This is a genomic window from Aminobacter sp. MSH1, from assembly GCF_003071665.1.
Taxonomy (GTDB): Bacteria; Pseudomonadota; Alphaproteobacteria; order Rhizobiales; family Rhizobiaceae; genus Aminobacter; species Aminobacter niigataensis.
In genome coordinates, this window is record NZ_CP026265.1 from 561,347 (window position 1) to 576,337 (window position 14,991).

14 protein-coding genes are annotated in these 14,991 nt (G+C 66.3%); 4 read left to right on the top strand and 10 right to left on the bottom strand.

The annotated features are described in order from the left end of the window. Positions 1–211: 211 nt before the first annotated feature. Positions 212–700, bottom strand: coding sequence for a MarR family transcriptional regulator (locus CO731_RS02755; protein ID WP_108605855.1), 489 nt, complete (start codon positions 698–700; stop codon positions 212–214). 88 nt (positions 701–788) lie between these two features. Between CO731_RS02755 and CO731_RS02760 the strand changes: the two genes are divergently transcribed. After that, on the top strand, positions 789–1,667 hold the full coding sequence (locus CO731_RS02760; RefSeq protein ID WP_108605856.1) for an EamA family transporter: 879 nt from the start codon (positions 789–791) through the stop codon (positions 1,665–1,667). Positions 1,668–1,670: 3 nt separating this feature from the next. On the opposite strand, the gene tauC is transcribed toward CO731_RS02760, so the two are convergent. The 4 genes from tauC to CO731_RS02780 form a co-directional block, all read right to left on the bottom strand. Beyond that, positions 1,671–2,528, bottom strand: coding sequence for a taurine ABC transporter permease TauC (tauC, locus tag CO731_RS02765; RefSeq protein WP_108605857.1), 858 nt, complete (start codon positions 2,526–2,528; stop codon positions 1,671–1,673). Further along, entirely contained in the window at positions 2,525–3,298 is a 774-nt protein-coding gene (locus CO731_RS02770; RefSeq protein ID WP_108605858.1) for a taurine ABC transporter ATP-binding protein, read from the bottom strand. The genes tauC and CO731_RS02770 overlap by 4 nt, the downstream gene beginning before the upstream one ends. Before the next feature lie 90 nt (positions 3,299–3,388). Next, positions 3,389–4,402, bottom strand: a complete 1,014-nt coding sequence (gene tauA, locus CO731_RS02775; RefSeq protein WP_108605859.1) for a taurine ABC transporter substrate-binding protein — start codon at positions 4,400–4,402, stop codon at positions 3,389–3,391. 185 nt (positions 4,403–4,587) lie between these two features. Continuing rightward, on the bottom strand, positions 4,588–4,833 hold the full coding sequence (locus CO731_RS02780) for a DUF982 domain-containing protein (protein ID WP_159091538.1): 246 nt from the start codon (positions 4,831–4,833) through the stop codon (positions 4,588–4,590). Between the two features lie 261 nt (positions 4,834–5,094). Here CO731_RS02780 and CO731_RS02785 point away from each other — a divergent pair, with 261 nt between their 5' ends. Genes CO731_RS02785 through CO731_RS02795 form a run of 3 tightly spaced genes read left to right on the top strand, consistent with a single transcriptional unit; the run spans position 5,095 to position 10,365 of the window. Continuing rightward, a complete protein-coding gene (locus CO731_RS02785; protein WP_108609593.1) occupies positions 5,095–6,219 on the top strand; it encodes an efflux RND transporter periplasmic adaptor subunit in 1,125 nt (374 codons plus the stop codon). Then, entirely contained in the window at positions 6,216–7,280 is a 1,065-nt protein-coding gene (locus tag CO731_RS02790; protein WP_108605861.1) for an efflux RND transporter periplasmic adaptor subunit, read from the top strand. The genes CO731_RS02785 and CO731_RS02790 overlap by 4 nt, the downstream gene beginning before the upstream one ends. A 1-nt stretch (position 7,281) precedes the next feature. After that, positions 7,282–10,365 (top strand): efflux RND transporter permease subunit, encoded by a 3,084-nt coding sequence (locus CO731_RS02795; protein WP_108605862.1) that lies wholly within the window; start codon positions 7,282–7,284, stop codon positions 10,363–10,365. Between the two features lie 18 nt (positions 10,366–10,383). Here the strand turns inward: CO731_RS02795 and CO731_RS02800 are convergent, their stop codons facing one another. From CO731_RS02800 to CO731_RS02820, 5 genes are all read right to left on the bottom strand, one after another. Continuing rightward, a complete protein-coding gene (locus CO731_RS02800; protein ID WP_108605863.1) occupies positions 10,384–11,100 on the bottom strand; it encodes an ABC transporter ATP-binding protein in 717 nt (238 codons plus the stop codon). Next, positions 11,081–11,845, bottom strand: a complete 765-nt coding sequence (locus CO731_RS02805; protein WP_108605864.1) for an ABC transporter ATP-binding protein — start codon at positions 11,843–11,845, stop codon at positions 11,081–11,083. The genes CO731_RS02800 and CO731_RS02805 overlap by 20 nt, the downstream gene beginning before the upstream one ends. After that, positions 11,842–12,852: a branched-chain amino acid ABC transporter permease gene (locus CO731_RS02810; RefSeq protein WP_108605865.1), complete on the bottom strand. Its 1,011-nt coding sequence runs from the start codon at positions 12,850–12,852 to the stop codon at positions 11,842–11,844. Before CO731_RS02810 ends, CO731_RS02805 begins: the two co-directional genes overlap by 4 nt. Further along, positions 12,853–13,716, bottom strand: a complete 864-nt coding sequence (locus CO731_RS02815; RefSeq protein ID WP_108609594.1) for a branched-chain amino acid ABC transporter permease — start codon at positions 13,714–13,716, stop codon at positions 12,853–12,855. A gap of 63 nt (positions 13,717–13,779) precedes the next feature. Continuing rightward, entirely contained in the window at positions 13,780–14,952 is a 1,173-nt protein-coding gene (locus CO731_RS02820) for an ABC transporter substrate-binding protein (RefSeq protein WP_108609595.1), read from the bottom strand. Between the last annotated feature and the right edge of the window lie 39 nt (positions 14,953–14,991).

A 14,991-nucleotide genomic window follows, 5' to 3' on the forward strand; every position in this document is an offset into this window, starting at 1 on the left:
GCAAGTACCCCCACCCCTTACCCCTCCCCACAAGGGGGAGGGGGATTCTGCGGCACCGCAGCCACCAGATCTTTGACACATCGAGCAAAGCGCCGACCTAATTCCTGGTTCGGACGGCAGGAGATCGCTCCGACGGCGGCAAACCTGGTCCCCTCCCCCTTGTGGGGAGGGGTTAGGGGTGGGGGTAGCTTCAAACTGGCCGTAGCCGACCTCAGGCGCTCTCGAAACCCACCAAAAACTTGCTGAGCAACGCGCCGAGCACGGCACGCTCCTCGGGGGCGAGCCTTTCGACGATGCGCGACTGCGTTGCCACGTGGTCGGTGACGGCCGCGTCGATGGTGGCGAAACCCTTTTCAGTCAGCGAGACAATGAAGCTGCGGCGATCGTCGGGGTTGAGCCGGCGCTCGACCAACCCTGCCTTCTCCAGCTGGTCGACGCGGTTGGTCATGGTGCCGGAGGTAATCATCATTGTGCTAGAGAGATCGCCCGGCGACAGCGCATAGGGCGCACCGGAGCGGCGCAGCGTCGCCAGCACGTCGAAGCTGGCATAGTTCAGTCCGTGGGCGGCGAAGGTCTTTTCCATCTCGCGGCCGAGGTGTTGGGACACCCGGTTGAGGCGGCCGATCAGCCCCATGGGCGCGACGTCGAGGTCGGGCCGTTCGCGGTTCCACTGGGCAAGAATGTCGTCGACGCGATCCATGGCCAAGCTTTCGGGAAAAAATCTCTTGACGTCAAGAGAACTCGTATTATCTTGACGTCAAGATTATTGATGTGGAGATAAACCACCCATGTCCCGCAACTCCGACCTGCTGCTGACGGCCATCGCCCCCGCCATCTGGGGCAGCACCTATATCGTGACGACCGAGTTCCTTCCGGCAGGCTATCCGCTGACGGTGGCGATGCTGCGCGCGCTGCCCGCGGGTCTCCTGTTGTTGCTCCTGGTGCGCCAGCTGCCGCAGGGCATCTGGTGGGCGCGCGTGCTGGTGCTCGGCGCGCTCAACTTCTCTGTTTTCTGGTGGCTGCTGTTCGTCGCCGCCTATCGCCTGCCCGGCGGCGTGGCGGCAACGGTCGGCGCGATCCAGCCGCTGATCGTCATCCTGCTCGCTCGCGCCCTGCTCGGCTCGCCCATCCGCCCGCTGGCGATCATAGCTGCGGTCGCCGGCATGGCCGGCGTGGCGCTGCTGATCCTGACGCCCAATGCGGCGCTCGATCCGATCGGCATCGCGGCAGGACTTGCCGGCGCCGTATCGATGGCGGCTGGCACCGTGCTCAGCCGGCGCTGGCAGCCGCCTGTCACACCGCTGACCTTCACCGCCTGGCAGCTGACGGCAGGCGGCCTGTTGCTTCTGCCGATCGCCCTGTTGCAGGAGCCTTCGCTGCCACCGCTGACGACCGCCAACCTGCTCGGCCTCGCCTGGCTCGGCCTGATCGGTGCGGCCTTGACCTACATCCTGTGGTTCCGCGGTATCGCCAAGCTGGAACCGTCAGTGGTGTCGCCGCTCGGCTTCCTCAGCCCGATGACCGCCGTGATCCTCGGCTGGTCGGTGCTCGGCCAGTCGCTGAGCGCAGCGCAGATCCTCGGCATGATCGTCGTGCTCGGCAGCGTCTGGCTCAGCCAGCGCGCCCAGCAGGCCAAGCCCGCCCGGACCAAGCTCGCCACCGCCTGACGGTCAGTCGCGCCCGGCCCAGGGCACCAGCCTGCGCTCCACAAAGCGCAGGCCGAATTCGAGCACGAAGGCCACCGCTGCGATGACCAGGATACCCATGACGACGACGTCGGTGACGAGGAACTGCGCCGCCGACTGGATCATGAAGCCGAGGCCGCGCGTTGCCGCCACCAGCTCGGCGGCGACCAGCGTGGTCCAGCCGGCTCCGAGCGCGATGCGCAGGCCGGTGAGGATCGACGGCAACGCGCTGGGCAGCACGACTAAGCGGATGACCTGCCGGCGCGTCGCGCCGAGCGAGCGGGCCGCACTGAGACGATCCTGCTGGACGTTGCGCACGCCCGAGGCGGTGGACAGCGCAATCGGCGCCACCATGGCAATAGCTATGACCAGCACCTTGGCGGACTCGCCGATGCCGAACCAGATAATGATCAGCGGCAGGTAGGCGAGCGGCGGGATCGGCCGCAGGAACTCTAGCACGGGATCGAAGATGCCGCGGCCGACGCGGCTCGCGCCGATGGCGAGCCCGATCGGAATGCCGACCAACGTTGCCGCCACCAATGCTGCGAAGACGCGCCCCAGCGAAGCGAGCAGATGCTGGGCAAGCGTCGCGTCGACGAACCCCTGGGAGGCCACCGTCCAGAACTTGGCCAACACATCCTGCGGCGGCGGTAGGAACAACGGCGCGACCAGCCCGAGCCTGGTAACGAGAGTCCATGCCAGAAGGGCTGCCAGTATGGTGATGGCGCTGATGGTGCGCGACGACAGCTCGCGACGGGGTGTATCGCTGCGCGGCCAGCGCACCGTCGCGCGTTCAGGTTCGGCCAGGTCGCGCCGGCCGCGTTCGGCCTGCAGCAGGGTCATGCCGGCTCTCCCTCGAAAATCGCGTCGGCAAGCTCGGCCCGGGCTGTGGCGAAGGCCGGATCGGCCTTGATCGAGCGGACGGGCTCGCCGGCGGCATAGCGCCGGCTGAAGCCGGCCTCGAAGCTCAGCGCAATGCGGCCGGGATCGGGCGCCATGACGACGACGCGGGTGCCGAGCAGCAGCGCTTCCTCGATGCCGTGGGTGACCATCAGCACGCCGAGATTTCCCGGCGCCCAGATGTCGAGCAGCAGCGTCTGCATGCGCTCGCGCGTCAGCGCATCAAGCGCGCCGAGCGGCTCGTCCATCAGCAGGAAGTCGGGCTCGGCGGCGAGCGCGCGGGCAAGGCCGACGCGCTGGCGCATGCCGCCCGACATCTCCCAAACCGGCTTGTCGCCGAGGCCGTCGAGCCGGACGCGCCTGAGCAGTTCGTTGGCGAGGGCGTGGCGCTGCCGCTCACCGATGCCGCGCACTCTCAGCGCGAAAGCGACGTTGTCGCGCGCCGAGAACCAGGGAAACAGCGCGTCGCTCTGGAAGACGACGGCGCGGTCGGCCCCTGGCCCCTCGATCGGCCGGCCGTCGACCGAGACCTCGCCGTGCTCGGGCACAACCAGGCCCGCGGCGGCGTTAAGCAAGGTCGACTTGCCGCAGCCGGAACGTCCGGTGAGCACGACGAACTCGCCCTGGCCGACGGAGAGCGATGCACCCTCGACCGCCGGCCGAGGCTGCCCGGAATAGCGCACGGCGATGTTGCTGAGCGTAAGCGTCGACATCGTTGGGTCTCCTGGAAAAGGGGATGCCCCGGCCGGGAGGAGCCGGCCGGGGTCTGTGCCCACGCGGGAGGACGCGGGCCGGCTGGCGCCTCAGTTGGAGGCGAGCGCCTCGGTGACGTATTTCGACGTCACGTATTTCGAATAGTCAGGCTGAACGGCGTCGATCTTGCCCTGCTCCTTGAGGAAAGCCGAGGTCGCCGCGACCGCCTTGACCGTGTCGCCGCCGAGGAACTTGACCGAGGCCTGTTCTTCCAGCGTCGGGAAGACGTAGCCCTTGAGCAGGGCCGGCACTTCCTCGACCTTGGCGCCGGTCAGGCGGGCGATCTTCTCGACCTGCGGCGAGCCCTTGTCCCAGGCTTCCGGCTTGGCGAGAAATTCGGCATAGGCAGCACCCGTCACCTTGACGAAGTCACGCACGGCGGCCGGGTTCTTCTCGGCGAAGTCGGCGCGGACGATCCAGGCGTCGAAGGTCGGCGCGCCCCATTCGGCGACCTTGGCCGAGTCGAGCACGACCTTGCCGGAGGTCTTGATCTGGCCCAGCGCCGGATCCCAGACGTAAGCCGCGTCGATGTCGCCGCGCTGCCAGGCGGCGGCGATTTCCGGCGGGCGCAGATTGAGGATTTCGACCGACTTGGGATCGACGCCCTCGTGTTTCAGCGCTGCGAGCAGGCTGTAATGAGTGGTCGAGACGAAGGGCACGGCGACCTTCTTGCCGGCGAGATCGGCGGCCTTGTCGATGCCTGCACCGTTTCGGGCGACGAGCGCCTCGGATTCGCCGATCAGGCCGACGACAAAGATGGTCTCGATCGGCAACTGGCGGCTGGCGGCAGCGGCCAGCGGGCTCGAGCCGACATAGCCGATGTCGACCGCGCCGGATGCGATGGCGGCAATGACATCGGCGCCGGAATCGAACTTGCGCCAGTCGATGCTGGCCTTGGTGGCAGCCTCATAGGCGCCATCGGCCTGCGGCACTTTCGAGGGCTCGACCACCGTCTGGTAGGCGATGGTGATCTTGAGGTCCTCGGCATGGAGGGAGCCGACGGACGGCGCAATAGACAGAGCGGCAACGGTGGCGAGCAGGGCACGGCGCGTGAAATCTGACATGGGCTTCCCCTCGGGGTTGAATGACGATGCCCATTCAGGATGGTAAATTCTACAAACTCTGTAGAGTTAATTTATGCTGCAAAACCCGGCCGGCGAGGAAATGTCCTGCCCGTCTTTGCGGCGTACAGGGCGTTGCCGTTCGCCGTGCGGCGAACGGGCGGCGCCGGGGAACGCGGCAAGTGGGGTCAGACCAAGATACCGATCTCCTCGGCAGCAGCGACGAGAGCCTGCCGCGCCGCCTTGTGCGAGCGGGTGCCGGCCAAGGCGGCGGAGACGATCTCGACCGCCTCGCGGTAGAGCGGGCCGCTGCGCTTGGCGTGCGGCCAATCAACCAGCGCCTCGTAGGCACCCTTGACGGTCGTGACCTCGCGTTGGGTGCTTTCCGGTCCGATGCGAATCGAAACCGGACTGTCAAAGAGCATGCGATCCATAAGGGCCTCCGACGTCCATTCCTTGAGCATCCGATCTCCCCAAACCGGCTCCCCACTTCGGGTCCGATGCTCTGCAACCCCTTTCAACGCACCGGAATCGCTCGGGTTCCGTGTCCAAATCCGCCAAACATCACACCCGTGTTACCCTCCCCAAACCGTGATCCAAAACACCCGTCACCGGCCTGACAAGAAATTCGGCTAGCCGTTGCCGGATGGAATTCTCCGTCGTAGCCTGAGGCGAAGCGATTTTGGGGGATGTACATGACTTCCGCGAACCCGAACCCGTCAGGCAATCATGGCAGAACGCCTGCCCGCGCCAATTCGACATCCTCGCTTGCCTTGCTTGCCCTTTGCCTTTCATTGCCGCTGGCCGCCTGCCAGAAGCAGGAGGCGGCCGAACGGCTGCCGGTGGTGGTCCGCGCGATTGAGGTGAAGCTGTCCGACTTCGCCCCGGCCACGTCGCTGACTGGCGTGATTGCCGCCCGCACGCTCAACAGCCTGTCGTTCCAAGTCGGCGGGCGCGTCTCGGAACGCACGGTCGATGTCGGCCAACGCGTCGAGAAGGGCGAGGTGCTGGCCAGGCTCGATCCGCAGGAGCAGCAGTCCGACGTGCGCGCGGCGCAAGCCAGCCTCGATTCCGCTGACGCGCAACTGCGGCAGGCGTCGGCTGCCTTCGAGCGCCAGAAGACCCTGCTGGCCCAGGGCTTCACGACGCGGCGCGAATATGACCTCGCCGAGCAGTCCCTGCGCGTGGCGCGAAACGGGGTCGAAGCCGCGCAGAGCCAGCTTGCCAATGCCAAGGACAGGCTGGGCTATACCGAATTGAAGGCCAGTGCGTCCGGCGTGGTGACGGCACGGACGATCGAGGTCGGCCAGGTGGTGCAGGCGGCACAGACGGTGTTCACCGTTGCCGAGGACGGCGACCGCGACGCGGTGTTCAACGTCGACGAGGCCATGGTTGCCCGGACCCCGGTGGCGCCGGTGGTCAGGATATCATTGATCTCCGACCCGAAGATCGAGGCGACAGGCGAAGTGCGCGAGGTCTCGCCAGCCGTCGACCCGGCCTCCGGCTCGATCCGCGTCAAGGTGGCGGTGCCCGACACGCCGGCACAGATGCCGCTCGGCGCGGCGATTACAGGCACGATCACCGCCAAGCCACAACAGGCCATCGTGCTGCCGTGGCAGGCGCTGATGTCGGAGAATGGCCGGCCGGCCGTGTGGACCGTCGACCCCGGCACCAAGGCGGTGGCGATGGTGCCGATCGAGGTGCTGTCGTTCGCTTCCGGCGTCGTGGTCGTGTCGAAGGGACTGGAGGCAGGGCAAACCGTCGTCGCGCAAGGCGGCCAATTGCTGAGCCCCGGCCAGGTGGTGGAGGTGGCACCATGAGATCACTCGCGCCGATCGGCCTGATGGCCGTGCTGGCACTGGCCGGCTGCAGCCAGGAACAGGCCCCGCCTCCCGAGGTGATCCGCCCGGTGCTGTCCATCGTCGTCGAACCGCATGCACGGACGGTGCAGGGTTTCGCCGGCACCATCCAGCCGGAATTTTCCGCAGACCTCGCCTTCCGCCTGCTCGGGCGGCTGGTGGCGCGCGACGTCGGCGTCGGCGACCAGGTCGCCAAGGGCACAACGCTCGCGGCCATCGACCCGCTGGCGCTGGAGCTGTCGATGCAGTCGGCACGCGCCGACCTGTCGACCGCCGAGGCGCAGTTCGCCAACGCCTCGGCCAGCGAAGAACGCCAGCGCACCCTGCTCCAGGAATCCAACACGTCGCAGGCAGTCTACGATTCCGCCAAGCAGGCACTTGATTCGGCTGCTGCCAACGTCGAAAGGGCGCGCGCTGCCCTTGCCAAGGCACAGGAACAGCTCGGCTATGCCCGGCTGTTCTCCGATTTCGACGGCATCGTCACCGCTACCGGCGCCGAAGTCGGCCAGACCGTTTCGCCCGGACAGATGGTGGTGACCGTGGCGCGCTCCGACGCCCGCGAGGCGGTGGTGGACGTTCCCGACCAGATGGCGAGCGAACTGAAGGAAGGCGTCGAATTCGAAGTGTCGCTGCAATCGGCGCTGTCGCTGCGCACCAAGGCGCATGTCCGCGAGATCGCGCCGCAGGCCGATGCGTCGACACGGACCCGGCGGGTGCGGCTGGCGCTGACCGACCCGCCGACCGCCTTCCGGCTGGGTTCGACGGTGACGGCCGTGCCGGTATTGAAGGCCGACGAGGCGATCGACCTGCCGCTGTCGGCGCTTCTGGAGAAGGATGGCAAGAACTTCGTCTGGGTCGTCGACCAGGCTGCGTCGACGGTCAGCCTGCAGGATATCGAGGTCAAGGCAAAGGATGGCGCCAGCTTCACCGTGGACGGCTTGACGGCGGGGACGCGGGTGGTGACTGCCGGGGTGAACAGCCTCGCAGAAGGCCAGAAGGTCCGCATTCCAGAGGGGGCGTAGCGTGAAGGGTTTCAATCTTTCCGACTGGGCACTGAGCCACCGCTCGATGGTCTGGTATTTCATGCTGATCTTCACGATCGCCGGGGTGTTCGCCTATCTCAACCTCGGCCGCGAGGAAGACCCGAGCTTCACCATCAAGACCATGCTGATCCAGGCCAACTGGCCGGGCGCCTCGGTCGACGAGACGACCAGGCAGGTGACCGACCGGATCGAGAAGAAGCTCGAGGAGCTGGAAAGCCTCGACTTCAGCCGCAGCGTGACCACCGCCGGCCAGACGATCATCTTCGTCAACCTGAAGCCGACGACCAAGGCACGCGACGTCGCCCCGACCTGGGTGCAGGTCCGCAACATGGTGGGCGACCTAAGGCCCAACTTCCCGCAAGGGGTGCAGGGGCCATTCTTCAACGACCGCTTCGGCGACGTGTTCGGCAATGTCTATGCCTTCACGTCGGACGGGCTGTCGATGCGCCAGCTGCGCGACCATGTCGAGACTGTGCGCACTCGCATCCTGACCATTCCGAATGCCGGCAAGGTGGAGCTGATCGGCGCCCAGGACGAGGTCATCTATCTCGAATTCTCGACACGCCAGATCGCGGCGCTCGGCCTCAACCAGCAGGCAGTCATCGCCAGCCTGCAATCGCAGAACGCGATCGCGCCGTCGGGCGTCATCCAGGCCGGGTCGGAACGCATCGCGGTGCGTGTCGGCGGCCAGTTCACCTCGGAGGAAAGCCTGAGGGCAATCAACCTCAGGGTCAACGACCGCTTCTTCCGGCTGAGCGACGTCGCCACCATCAGCCGCGGCTATGTCGATCCGCCGACCGCGCTGTTCCGGGTCAATGGCGAGCCGGCGATCGGGCTGGCGATAGGCATGAAGCCCAACGCCAACCTGCTGGAATTCGGCGAAGCGCTGAAGGAGCTGATGCATGAGGTGACGGGCGAACTGCCGATCGGCGTCGGCGTGCACCAGGTTGCCGACCAGCCGGCCATTGTCGAGCATGCCGTCTCCGGCTTCACGCGGGCGCTGTTCGAGGCCGTCGCGATCGTGCTCGCCGTTTCCTTCATCAGCCTGGGCATGCGCGCCGGCTTCGTTGTCGCGCTGTCGATCCCGCTGGTGCTGGCGATCACCTTCCTGGTCATGGCCTATCTGGGCATCTCGCTGCAGCGCATCTCGCTCGGCGCGCTGATCATCGCGCTGGGGCTTCTTGTCGACGATGCGATGATTGCGGTGGAGATGATGGTAGCGCGGCTGGAGGTCGGCGACTCGCTAAGGAAAGCGGCGACCTATGTCTACACCTCGACGGCGTTTCCGATGCTGACCGGCACACTGGTCACCGTCGCCGGCTTCGTGCCGATCGGGCTGAACAGCAGCCAGGCCGGCGAATACACCTACACGCTGTTCGTGGTCATCGCGGTGTCGCTGCTCTTGTCATGGATCGTGGCGGTGCTGTTTGCGCCGCTGCTCGGCGTCACGCTCCTGCCGGCAACGATGAAGAAGCACAACGAGCGGCCAGGCCGCGTTGCCGCGGGCTTTTCCCGCATCCTCAATTGGGCGGTGCGCCGCCACTGGCTCACCATCATCGCCACCGTCGTGCTGTTCGCGTTGTCGGTCGTCGGGCTGACCTTCGTGCAGCAGCAGTTCTTCCCGCCCTCCGACCGGCCCGAACTGATCGTCGACTGGAACCTGCCGCACAACAGCTCGATCGCCGAGACGCGCGCCGAGATCGAGCATTTCGAGGAGATCGCGCTGAAGGGCAATGCCGATATCGACCACTGGAGCTCGTATATCGGCCAGGGCGCAGTGCGCTTCGTGCTGGCCTACGACGTGCAGCCGGCCAATCCCTATTTCGGCCAGACGGTCATCGTCACCAAGGATCTGGAAGCGCGGCATCGGGTGCAGCCGGCGATCGAGAAGATCCTGCGGGAACAGTTCGTCGGCACCGACGCCTTCGTCAAGACGCTGGAACTCGGCCCGCCGGTGGGCCGGCCGGTGCAATATCGCGTCAGCGGTCCCGACGTGCAGACGGTACGGACCCTGTCGCAGCAGCTGGCCGGCATCATCTCCGCCAATCCGAAGATTCAGGCGCCGAGCTTCGACTGGAACGAGCCGTCGCGCGTGCTCAAGGTCGAGGTGCTGCAGGACAAGGCGCGCCAGCTCGGCATCACCTCCGAAGATATCGCCAGCGCGATGAACAGCGTGGTCGGCGGCGTGGCGATCACCCAGGTGCGCGACGCGACCTACCTGATCAACGTAGTGGTGCGGGCCCAGGACGTCGAGCGCGGCTCGATCGAGACGCTGCGCAACCTGCAGATCCCGACCGGCAATGGCGAGGCGATCCCACTCGCGACGGTCGCCGACTTCCGCTACGAACTGGAACAACCGACGATCTGGCGGCGCAGCCGGATGCCCACAATCACCGTCAAGGCCGGCATGGTTGGCGACACCTTGCCCGACACCGTGGTTGCAGAACTCAAGCCCGCGGTCGAGGCTTTCGCCGCCAAGCTGCCGGCGGGCTACGCGGTCGTGACCGGCGGCTCGGTCGAGGAAAGCGTGAACAGCCAGGGTCCGATCATTGCCGTCGTGCCGCTGATGCTGTTCATCATGGCGACGGTGCTGATGATCCAGCTGCAGAGCTTCCAGCGGCTGTTCCTGGTGGTGGCTGTGGCGCCGCTGGGCTTGATCGGCGTGGTGGCGGCGCTGGTGCCGACCGGCCAGCCGCTCGGCTTCGTGGCGCTGCTCGGGGTGCTAGCGCTGGTCGGCATCCTGATCCGCAATTCGGTGATCCTGATCGTGCAGATCGAGGAGCTGATCGCCACGGGCGCAGACAAATGGCACGCGGTGATCGAAGCCTCGGAGCACCGCATGCGGCCGATCGCACTGACCGCTGCCGCAGCCAGCCTGGCGCTGATCCCGATCGCGCGCGAGGTTTTCTGGGCGCCTATGGCCTATGCGATGATGGGCGGCATCCTCGCCGGCACCGCGATCACGCTGCTGTTCCTGCCCGCGCTCTATGTCGCCTGGTTCAGGATCAAGGAGCCGAGCGAGGCGACGCCGACGACCGAGGCTGCCGAGGCCGTTGTCGGGTAGCGAGCGTTTTTCGGCGGCTCAGTGCAGGCCGCCGACGCCGAGCAGCTTTTCCACCACTTCGGGCTGGGCGGACAGCTCCGCAGGCGTGCCCGACCAGGCGATGCGGCCGCGCTCGAGGATGATGGCGCGGTCGGCGAAATCGAGCGCGCTCTGGATGCGCTGCTCGACCAGGACGACGGTCATCTCGCCGCCCGAGGCCAGTTGCGAGAAAGCCACCATCAGCTCTTCACAGATGACCGGCGCCAGGCCCTCCAGAGGTTCGTCGAGCAACAGCACGGTCGGCTTGCCGAGGATGGTGCGGGCAGTGGACAGCATCTGCTGTTCGCCGCCGGAAAGCTGGGAGCCAAGGTTCCTGCGACGCTCTTTGAGGCGCGGGAACATCTGGTAGGCTTCCTCGATCGCCGAGCGGTCGCGACCCTTGAGCCCGACGAAGAGGTTTTCCTCGACGGTGAGCGAAGGAAAGATGCAACGCGCCTGTGGCACGTAGCCGAGGCCGCTGCGAGCACGCGCCGAGCTTTCCTGGCTGCTGAGATCGGTGCCGCCGAGGCGGATGGAACCGCCATAGCGCCTGGTCTGGCCGGCGATGGTGGCGAGCAACGTCGTCTTGCCCATGCCGTTGCGGCCGAGCACGGCAAGCCGCGAGCCGGCGGGCACGGAGAAAGAGACGTTCTCCAGCACGCGCGTCGGGCCGTAGCCGGCGCTCAGGTCGGCGACTTCAAGCGGCGCTGCGGTCATTGGCGTAGCTTCCGAGATAGGCTTCACGCACACGGGCGTCCCTGGTGACGTCCTGCGGCGAACCGTCGAAGATGATGGCGCCGGCGGCGAGCACGATGACACGCCTGGCGAAGCGGAAAACGAGATCCATGTCGTGCTCGATCATCAGCACGGCGAGGTCGGACGGCAGGCCGGCAAGGGCGGCCTCGATGCGCGGCGTGTCGCTCTGGGGTACGCCGGCTGCCGGCTCGTCGAGCAGCAGCACCTTGGGCTTGAGCGCCAGGGCGAGCGCGATCTCGAGCAGGCGCTGCTGGCCATAGGCGATCTCGGCGACCTTGCGGGTGGCGATGTGATCGAGGCCGAGCGTGCGCAGCAGTTCGGCGACCTCGGCCATGACGTCCGCCTTGGCCTGGTAGTGGCCGAAGATCGCGCCGGTGCGGCCGGTGCGCTGCATCACGGCGAGCGCCAGGTGTTCTTCCGGCGTCATGTCGGGAAACAGGCGCGTGACCTGGAACGAGCGGACGAGGCCCTGGCGGACACGCGGCGTCGGCCCGAGGGCGGTGACATCGTTGCCGCCGAGCAGAACCTTGCCGGAATCGGGTTCGAGATGGCCGGTGACGAGATTGACGAAGGTGGTCTTGCCGGCGCCGTTGGGGCCGATCAGGGCCACGCGGTCGCCGGGGTTCATGGTGATCGACACGTCCTGCGTGACGGCCAGGCCGCCGAACGCCTTGTTGAGGTTCTGGACCTGGAAGACCGGGCTCATTTGCCGTTCCCCCTCAACCGATCGGCAAGCGCGAGCGCCGTGCCGTAGAGCCCACGCGGCGCAAACAGCACCACCGCGATGAGGAGTGCACCGACGATGGTGAGCCAGTGGAACGGATTGGCCGCCGAGACGAAATCCTCGAACCACATGAAGCTGACGGTCCCGATCAGCGCGCCATAGAGCGAGCCGGTGCCGCCAAGCACGAGCATCACCAGCGCTTCGGCGGAGAGCGTGAAGCTGAGCGAGTCGAGGCCGACGACCTGGGTGGAGATGGCGTTGAGCGCGCCGCCTGTGCCTGCCACGGCGCCCGAGATGACATACATCTTGAGCAGCGTGCCCTGGACCGAAGCGCCCATCGCGCGGATGCGGATCGGGTCTTCCTTGATGCCGCGGCAAAGCATGCCGAAGGGCGAACGGGTGATCAGCCGCAGCACGATGAAGGCGATGACCACCAGCGCGACGGCGAAGCCGTAGGCCGTGCGGCCCCAGAGATCGAAGGCGAACATACCGAAGATCGGGTCGGGCGAAATGCCCGACAGGCCGTCGCTACCACCGGTATACACGGAGGCCTTGTTGGCAGCCTCGTGGAACAGGTGGACGACGGCGATGGACAGCACCAATTGCGCCAGTCCATGGCCGCGCAGGATGACCGCGCCGGAGACGATGCCGGCAACAGCGCCGCCAATGGCACCAACCACGACCATCAGCAGCGGATCGGTGATGCCGAAATGGACCGCGGCGATGCCCGAGGCGTAGGCGCCGGCGCCGAAGAGTGCGGCATGGCCAAGCGTGGCGACACCGCAGAAACCAGTGACGAGATCGATCGACAACACCAGGAGTGCAATGCCCAGGATGCGGGTCAGCAGCGCCAGATTGTTGGGGAACAGGAAGTAGCCGATGGCAGCGACGGCCAGGATCACTGCGAGGCCGACGAGGTCGCGCTTGAGCCAGTTCGGACGAGCGGCGGCCTCAGGCTTGGCGGCGGAGGTGGTTTCGATGGCGGCCATCTAGCTTCTCCTGCCCAAAAGGCCGCGCGGGAAGACGCAGACGATGGCGATGACGGCGAGGTAGAAGAAGAACTCGCCATATTCGGGCAGAAGATAGCGGCCTGTGGTGTCGATGGCGCCGAGCAGCAGGCAGGCGAGCAGTGCGCCGGGGATGGAACCTGCGCCACCGACCGAGACGACGACGAGAAAGGTCACCATGTAGCGCAGCGCGTAATAGGGCTCGATCGGAAGGAGCTCGGCGCCGACAATGCCACCGAAGGCGGCGAGGCCGACGGCAACCGCGAAGCTGACGGCATAAACGATGCGGGTGCGCACGCCGAGCGAGGCGGCCATGGCGGCATTGTCGACCGAGGCGCGCAGCTTGACGCCGAAGGACGTCCTTTCGATCAGGTACCAGAGCGCACCCGCAACAGCGACGCCGCAGGCGATGGCGAACAGCTTGTGGGCGGCAATCGAGCGGAAGCCGAGATCGACCGGACCGCGTAGCGTCTCGGGCAAAGGAATGGTCTTCAGCGTCGGGCCGAAGACGTAGTTGGCGATGCCGATGACGCAGAAGGTGATGCCGATGGTCATCAGCACCTGGGTAAGCTCGGGCGCGCCATAGATGCGGCGGTAGAGGAACCGCTCGACCGGGATGGCGATGATGATGGTGCCGACCACCGCGGCGAGGATGGCGACGCCGTAGCCGAAGCCGAGCGTCTGGGTGGCGTAAGAAGCGATGTAGCCGCCGATCATGGCGAATGCGCCATGGGCGAGGTTGACCACGCGCATCAGGCCCATGGTCACCGAAAGTCCTATTGAGATGACGAACAGCACCATGCCATAGGCAAGGGCGTCGATCCCAACGCTGAGAACGGTTTGCATCGTTTGATCCAGCAGCAGCCCGGACGCGTCAGGCATCCGGGCCCTGTCGTTGGCGTAACGCTGTTACTTCAGAGCCGCAAGGCCGGGGTCGCCCTGCTTTTCGAAGGTCGCGATTTCCTTGTTGTAGAAGGTGCCGTCCTCGGCCTTGGCGACCTCGCGCAGATAGATGTTCTGCGTCATGTGACGGCTCTCGGGATCGATGGAGACCGGGCCGCGCGGGCTTTCCCAGGCAAGGCCCTTGACGGCGTCGACCGCCTTCTGGGCGTCCTGCTCGCCGCCGGTGGCCTCGATCATCTTGTAGATGACGTGCATGCCGTCATAGGCGCCGACCGAGGGGAAGGACAGTTCGGCCGGATTACCGATAGCCTTGTGCGCCGCCTCGACGAACTTCTTGTTCTCGGCCGAGTCATGCGAGACGGCGTAGTGGAAGGTGGTGAGCAATCCGGATGCGGCTTCGCCGAGCGCCGGCAGATCGGACTCCTGCGTCAGGTCGCCGGGTGCGAGGAACTGCACGCCTGCCTTGGCAAGGCCGTTGTCATTGTAGGCCTTGACGAAGCCGAGCGTGGTCGGGCCCGACGGCAGGAAGGCGAAGACGGCGTCGGCGCCGGAATCCTTGACGCGCTGCATGATCGGGCTGAAGTCGTTGGTCGACAGCGGCATGCGGACGGAATCGACAACCTCGCCGCCTTCAGCGGTGAAGGTGGTCTTGAAGGCGTTCTCGGAATCGACACCCGGGCCGTAGTCGGAGACCACCGTGATGACCTTCTTGACGCCGCGCTCCTTGGCGACCTTGGCCATCGGAGCCGAGGTCTGCCAGGTGGTGAAGGATGTGCGCACGACCAGCGGGCTCTTGGTGACGATCGCCGAGGTGGCGGCGTTCATGACGACCAGCGGCACGTTGGCCTGCTCGAGCAGCGGGGTGACCGCCATCGCGTCAGGGGTGAAATAGAAGCCTGCGAGATACTGCACACCTTCCTTGACGACCAGTTCCTGGGCCAGCGCCTTGGACTGGGCCGGGTCGGCAGCCGGCAGGTCGCGGTAGACGATCTCGATGTCGTCGTCGCCGACCTTGGCGCCGTTGAGCGCGATCCAGGCGTCGATGCCGGCCTTGAAGTTCTTGCCCTGGATGGCGAACGGGCCGGAGAACGGACCGACGACGCCGACCTTGATGGTGTCGGCGAAGGCGGTGCCGGAAAGCGCAAGTACCGCCAGGGCGGCCAAAACAGACTTCTTCAATTTTTCCTCCATCTGGACGAGCCGGCACTGTCGCGCGCG

Excerpts from the sequence above, each read along its gene's own strand:
- CO731_RS02785 (WP_108609593.1), top strand. The coding sequence starts at position 5,095 with ATGACTTCCGCGAACCCGAACCCGTCAGGCAATCATGGCAGAACGCCT.
- CO731_RS02760 (WP_108605856.1), top strand. The coding sequence starts at position 789 with ATGTCCCGCAACTCCGACCTGCTGCTGACGGCCATCGCCCCCGCCATC.
- CO731_RS02810 (WP_108605865.1), bottom strand. The coding sequence starts at position 12,852 with ATGGCCGCCATCGAAACCACCTCCGCCGCCAAGCCTGAGGCCGCCGCT.
- tauA (WP_108605859.1), bottom strand. The coding sequence starts at position 4,402 with ATGTCAGATTTCACGCGCCGTGCCCTGCTCGCCACCGTTGCCGCTCTG.
- CO731_RS02790 (WP_108605861.1), top strand. The coding sequence starts at position 6,216 with ATGAGATCACTCGCGCCGATCGGCCTGATGGCCGTGCTGGCACTGGCC.
- CO731_RS02770 (WP_108605858.1), bottom strand. The coding sequence starts at position 3,298 with ATGTCGACGCTTACGCTCAGCAACATCGCCGTGCGCTATTCCGGGCAG.
- CO731_RS02805 (WP_108605864.1), bottom strand. The coding sequence starts at position 11,845 with ATGAGCCCGGTCTTCCAGGTCCAGAACCTCAACAAGGCGTTCGGCGGC.
- CO731_RS02780 (WP_159091538.1), bottom strand. The coding sequence starts at position 4,833 with ATGGATCGCATGCTCTTTGACAGTCCGGTTTCGATTCGCATCGGACCG.
- tauC (WP_108605857.1), bottom strand. The coding sequence starts at position 2,528 with ATGACCCTGCTGCAGGCCGAACGCGGCCGGCGCGACCTGGCCGAACCT.
- CO731_RS02755 (WP_108605855.1), bottom strand. The coding sequence starts at position 700 with ATGGATCGCGTCGACGACATTCTTGCCCAGTGGAACCGCGAACGGCCC.
- CO731_RS02800 (WP_108605863.1), bottom strand. The coding sequence starts at position 11,100 with ATGACCGCAGCGCCGCTTGAAGTCGCCGACCTGAGCGCCGGCTACGGC.
- CO731_RS02815 (WP_108609594.1), bottom strand. The coding sequence starts at position 13,716 with ATGCAAACCGTTCTCAGCGTTGGGATCGACGCCCTTGCCTATGGCATG.